This window comes from Streptomyces sp. NPDC058964 (genome assembly GCF_042741275.1).
In the GTDB taxonomy this organism is placed as follows: Bacteria; Actinomycetota; Actinomycetes; order Streptomycetales; family Streptomycetaceae; genus Streptomyces.
Genome location: NZ_JBHYKH010001074.1, coordinates 1 through 1,054, shown reverse-complemented (window position 1 = coordinate 1,054; position 1,054 = coordinate 1). Strand labels below are relative to the sequence as shown.

General features: G+C 69.4%; 2 protein-coding genes. Both read right to left on the bottom strand.

Translation table 11 applies throughout. From position 1 onward, the window contains the following. Positions 1 to 222, bottom strand: a 222-nt coding sequence (locus ACFW2E_RS47750; protein ID WP_384478652.1) for a P22 phage major capsid protein family protein, incomplete at its 3' end; no start/stop codon positions are given. A 25-nt stretch (positions 223 to 247) separates the two neighbouring features. Continuing rightward, positions 248 to 1,036 carry a hypothetical protein gene (locus ACFW2E_RS47745; RefSeq protein ID WP_384478649.1) on the bottom strand — a complete coding sequence of 263 codons (789 nt, stop codon included), beginning with the start codon at positions 1,034 to 1,036 and terminating at the stop codon, positions 248 to 250. Positions 1,037 to 1,054: the final 18 nt, after the last annotated feature.

The window sequence follows — 1,054 nt, the reverse complement described above, 5'->3', positions numbered from 1 at the left end:
CACGCTGCCTTCGACCGCGTCCTGCGGCTGGATGCCGGTGCTGCGGTTGAACTCCTGCGCGGTGAACACAGCGGGCTTGCGGACGGTGACGGTGTCACCCACCCGGCCACGGAAGTCGGAGTCGTAATCGCGGTGGACGAGCTGCGCCATGACGGTCGTGTCGTACAGCGTGGCGAGTGCCCGCGTGGCGATCAGGTCCGGGGTCAGAAACGTGTTGGCCATTGCGGGCCCTCTCTACTGGAGAGGCTCAGCTGCGCGCCTTGCGGCGTGCTTCGCGCTGGGCCTCGATGGTGTTCTTGCTGGCGGGCTTCTCCGAGCTGCCGGAGAAGTCACCGCTGGTACGCGCGGGCGCCTGGCTCGCGGCCTTGAGCTTGGGGTTGGCCTCGACGGCCTTCTTGATGGCGTCGGAGACCTTCTTCGCGAACCCGTCCTCGTTGGGGTTCAGGCCCTTGATGGACTTCAGGAAGGTCCGGCTGTCGGTCAGGGCGTCCGGGTCAGCTCCGTACTTGCCTGCGCTGCGGTAGATCGCCAGCTCGACGGCGGTCTCGCGGTGCGCCTCGGTGGCGCGCTCGATCTCCGCGGTGAGCTTCGCCGGGTCCGGTGCCTCGTCCTTGTCGTCCTTGATCAGGCCGAGTGCCCGGCCCATCTGCTGGACGAGTTCGGCCTTGGCTTCCTCGGCGGCGTTCTTCTTCGCCGTGGTGCGGGCCTTGGCCGCGTCGGCGTTGGCCTGCTTCAGCTCCTTGCGGAGCCGCTCCAGCTCGGCTGCCGGGTCGTCGTCCTTCTTCGGCGGCTTCGGCTTGGGCTTCTCGTCCTTGGCCGCGCCGTCGTCCGAGGAGTCGTCGTCGTCGGTCCCGCCGGCGTCGTCGTCCTGGCCGTCGTCGGCGCCCGTGTCGTCACCGCTGTCGCCGCTGTCGGATCCGGAGTCGTCTCCGTCCCCGCCGTCGGCGTACAGGTACGGCGCGAAAGGGCCGTGGCCGTAGGGGTGTGCCCAGCCAGCGCCAGCGATGGCGAGGCGGGGGAGGGTTCGCTTCTGCATGCGTGCACTCCTGGTGCG